The following is a 3,887-nucleotide window of genomic DNA, read 5'->3' on the forward strand; positions in this document are numbered from 1 at the left end:
GCGGCCGGCCACCGCCGAGGGGGTGACCTTCCTCAGCCTCGAGGACGAGACGGGCATGACCAACATCGTGTGCTCGGTGGGGCTGTGGGCACGCTACCGCCCGATCGTCTCCTCGGCCCCGGCGCTCATCGTCCGCGGTACCGTGGAGAACCGCTCGGGCGCGGTGAGCGTGGTGGCGGACAAGATCGAACGCCTCCACCTGGGCATGGCGATCGGCCGCAGCCGGGACTTCCGGTGACCAGCAGTTCCTCGCCCCACCGAGACAGGATCGTCAGACGTAGCGGAAGTCCTCCCCGCGGGCCCACTGCACCAATCTGTCCGCGGTGTCCCGCCGCGACGGCGGGTGATATCCGAACACCTGAACGGCCTCGAAGGCGTAGGCGAGTTCAGGGTCCTGCATGTAGGCGAACCCGCCCACGGCCTCGCGGACCATCGACTGCACCCTCACGAGAGCGTCGCGCATCGACCACCGGACCAGCGCGAGGCGAGCCGAGATGTCGCCGCCGCGGGCCCCCTCGTCGAACTCACGGGCCACGGCGTGCAGAGCGGTCCGCATGGTCTCGACCTCGGCGAGCGCCGAGGAGAACAGCTTCGGATCGAGACGGTCGCGGTCGGTGAGTCGCTCGACCATCCGCGTGGCGACCCCGAGGTAGCAGGAACTGATGAGCAGTCCGAACCACAGATAACCGGTCATCTCGTGGACATCGTCGGGGTCGTTCTCGGAGGTGAGGAACACCATGTCGGCACCGACCCGGACGTCATCGAGGATCAGTGCGTCGCTCTCGGCTGCCGCGAGGACGGGACTTCTCCAGAACTCCTCCCGATGAAGCCCCTCGGCCCCGTCGAAGACCAGGACGACGGCCCGCTCGGACTCGTCCACCAGCGCGCTCGCCACCAGGAGGCTCATGGACCTCGAGAGACTGCAGGGGGCCTTGCGGCCGGAGAGGAGGTAGTCGTCACCGTCCCGGCGGGCGGCCATGGTCGGACGGAACACAGATCCCCCGGGGGTCCCCTCGGAGAAACCGGAGGCCATCACGGTGCCGCCCTCGACCAGCGCCTTGATGAGGTCGCGCTCGTCCTGCGAGGCGTCCTCGGCGGCCTCGAAGAGGGTCGCGCACGACAGGTGGTGCATCGTGGTCGCGGCCGCGAGGGAGGGGGCGACCGCGCCGATGGCGGTCTGGAACCGCACCGCGTCGACCGCGCTCGCGCCCGCTCCGCCCAGCGCGGCGGGGACGATCAGACCGGTCCCACCGGTGGCGGACCAGTCCGCCACGGCGGTGCTCCGGGCACCCTCGTTGGTGAGCAGGCCGTGCTCGTACAGGCGATCGCGCAATCCGGGGGCGTAGGAGTCGAGGGTCTGGTTCTCGGAGGTGAGGAGCATGGGGGTCCTTTCGGTACACGGTCGGGTGGGTACGGGCTCGGGTCCGGATCACCCGGTGAGCATCAGGCGGGCGGCCTCGGCGCAGTCGTATCGGGGAGTCCACCCGGTGGCGTCCCGGAGTCGTCGTGACGTGGTCACCGGCTCTCCGCAGGTCACCCAGTGTGAGGAGAAGGGCAGCAACCGCATCCGGTACCCGAGGTCGGCCATGCGACGGGCGGCACCGAGTGGCACGGGGATGCACACGGACCGGTTCATCCGGCACAGTTGGGAGACGGTCAGGGCCCCCTCGGGACCCAGGTTGAACTCCCCGTCGACGCCGGCGAGGATCACCCGCAGGTAGGCGTCCACGAGGTCGTCCTGGTGCAGGAACTGGAAGTAGGACCGCCCTGGGCTCGGGTGCAGGACGACGCGAGAGCGCATGGTGTCCAGCCCGGAGTTGGACATGTCGGGACCCACCACGTACGTCGGGCGCAGGACCGCCACCGCCATGCGGCCATCGGATCCCCGTCGCCACCGGCGGACGTCCTCCTCCACGAGCGCCTTGTGGTGGAAGTAGTAGTGGTCCTCATCGGCGCCGATCGGCGCCGTCTCATCGATCACCTCGGCGCCCCCGCGGGGGCCGTAGGCGTTGATGCTCGAGGTCATCACGCACACCCGGGCACCGGCGGACTCGGCCGCGTACAGGACCCGTCGCGACCCGTCGACGTTGACGATCCGCGCCGACTCCTTGTCGCGCGGTTCCTCGACCATGAAGGCGCAGTGGATCACAGCGTCGGCGCCCGCGACCACCTCGTCGAGGTCGCCTGAGGTGATGTCGACGGCCCGCCGGTCGATCTTCGGGTGTCGGACCCGCAACGGCGACCGGGCGAGCGCGACCACGCGGTCGACCTCGTCCCGCAGTATCAGCCCGCGCAGCAGTGCCGTGCCGAAGTCTCCGGAGGCCCCGGTCAGCACCACCCTCATAGTGCGGACAGTTCCCGGGTGGCGGCGAGGATGTCGGCGATCGCCGCGGCGGCCTCGACCAGCTGTTCCTCCGTGTGGTCCGCCGTCACGCACAGTCGGAGGATCGCCCCGGTCGCCGGGACCGCCGGATGGACCGCGACACCGGTGTACACGCCCCGCTCGAGCAGCAGGTTCCACACGTGGACCGCGCGGAGGTCGTCGCCGACGGGGACGGGCACGATGGGCGACCACTCGTCGCCGGTGAGGCCGGAGCCGCACTCCAGGCCCTTGCCGCCCAGTTCTGCGCGCAGCAGGATCGAGTTGCGGCGCACCGCCTCGGTCCGCCGGGCCCCCTCCTCGGTCCGCATGACCCGGACCGAGGCCAGCGAGGATGCGGTCGCGGCGGGGACCGAGGACGTGCTGAAGATCATGGGCCGCGCCGTGACCCTGAGTCCGGTGACGAGCTCGGAGCTACCGGTGATGAACCCACCGCAGGAGGCGGAACACTTGGAGAACGACGCCATGGTCACGTCCACGGCGTCCGCCGTCCCGGTCTGTTCGACCCAGCCCCGCCGCGTCGGGCCGAACAGTCCCATGGCGTGCGCCTCGTCGACCATGAGTGCGGCGCCGAAGGAACGGGCCAGCTCCGCGACCTCGGGCAGGGGGGCGAGGCTTCCCTCCATCGAGTAGAGGGAGTCGACGACGACGAGGATCTGCTCCGGGGAGGACCCGCGGGCCGCGATGAGGGCCTCTTCGAGTGCGCCCAGATCATTGTGGTGGAACGGGTGGACGGTGGTCCGCGCCATCCGCAGGCCGTCGCGGAGTGAGGCGTGGGCGAACTCGTCGATGACCACCGCGTCCCGCTCACCGACGAGGGCACCCAGGGTGCCGAGGTTCGTCTGGTACCCGGTCGAGAAGCACAGCGCGTCCTCGGTGCCGAACCAGTCCGCGATCTCCGCTTCCAGTTCCTCGTGCAGCGACATCGTCCCGTTGAGCAGTCGGCTGCCGGTGCTCGCGGATCCGAACCTGCGGACCGCCTCGGTGGTGGCCTCGATGACCTCGGGGTGGCTGGCCAGGCCGAGATAGTTGTTGGAACCGAGCATGATCCGGTCGACGCCCTGGACGTTGCTCGTCGCGCCGGTGCCGGAGTGCATGGTGCGGTAGTAGGGGCTCTGCCCGGTGTCCTGAAGAGTCGAGAACAGTTGGACCCGTTCGTCTGTCGCGAGGCGGTTGATGAGCGGATGGTTCACGGGAAGTCCTTCCTGTGGGGTGTCCGGGTGGTTCGGCCCCCTGTCCGGACCGGATGGGTCAGGCGAGCGAATCCTCACCACCGGCCCACATCCCCGGGCGAGACCCTCCTCCCATCCGCCCCGGGATCAGGAACGAATGAGGGGCACGCCTGAGTGAGGAGCCCCATGAGTCACAGAGCCGAGTTGCGGATGACGCGGCGCGTCCGGCGCGGGCGGGCAGTCCTGGCCAGGGGGTGGCCGCTCGCCGCGGCGTTGATCCTGGCCGTCCTCGGGGCCCTGGCCGCCGCCGGAGTCGAGGAGGAGTTGACCCCCGG

General features: G+C 70.2%; 4 protein-coding genes. 1 reads left to right on the forward strand and 3 read right to left on the reverse strand.

What is annotated here, in order from left to right:
• On the forward strand, positions 1-238 hold a 238-nt coding region (locus tag G6026_RS07825), incomplete at its 5' end, for an OB-fold nucleic acid binding domain-containing protein (protein ID WP_182612840.1).
• 33 nt (positions 239-271) lie between these two features.
• Here the strand turns inward: G6026_RS07825 and G6026_RS07830 are convergent.
• The 3 genes from G6026_RS07830 to G6026_RS07840 are packed head-to-tail and all read right to left on the reverse strand — an operon-like array spanning position 272 to position 3,573.
• Complete coding sequence (locus tag G6026_RS07830) at positions 272-1,381, reverse strand: acyl-CoA dehydrogenase family protein (protein ID WP_182612841.1); 1,110 nt, start codon at positions 1,379-1,381, stop codon at positions 272-274.
• 48 nt (positions 1,382-1,429) lie between these two features.
• A complete protein-coding gene (locus G6026_RS07835) occupies positions 1,430-2,344 on the reverse strand; it encodes an NAD-dependent epimerase/dehydratase family protein (protein WP_107755884.1) in 915 nt (304 codons plus the stop codon).
• Positions 2,341-3,573 carry a pyridoxal phosphate-dependent aminotransferase family protein gene (locus G6026_RS07840; RefSeq protein ID WP_231750490.1) on the reverse strand — a complete coding sequence of 411 codons (1,233 nt, stop codon included), beginning with the start codon at positions 3,571-3,573 and terminating at the stop codon, positions 2,341-2,343. The genes G6026_RS07835 and G6026_RS07840 overlap by 4 nt, the downstream gene beginning before the upstream one ends.
• Positions 3,574-3,887: the final 314 nt, after the last annotated feature.

Origin of the sequence: Dietzia sp. DQ11-38-2 (assembly GCF_014145055.1) — a bacterium.
In the GTDB taxonomy this organism is placed as follows: Bacteria; Actinomycetota; Actinomycetes; order Mycobacteriales; family Mycobacteriaceae; genus Dietzia.

What these genes read in the sequence shown, in the direction of transcription:
- G6026_RS07830 (WP_182612841.1), bottom strand. Translation starts at nt 1,381, where the DNA reads ATGCTCCTCACCTCCGAGAACCAGACCCTCGACTCCTACGCCCCCGGA.
- G6026_RS07835 (WP_107755884.1), bottom strand. Translation starts at nt 2,344, where the DNA reads ATGAGGGTGGTGCTGACCGGGGCCTCCGGAGACTTCGGCACGGCACTG.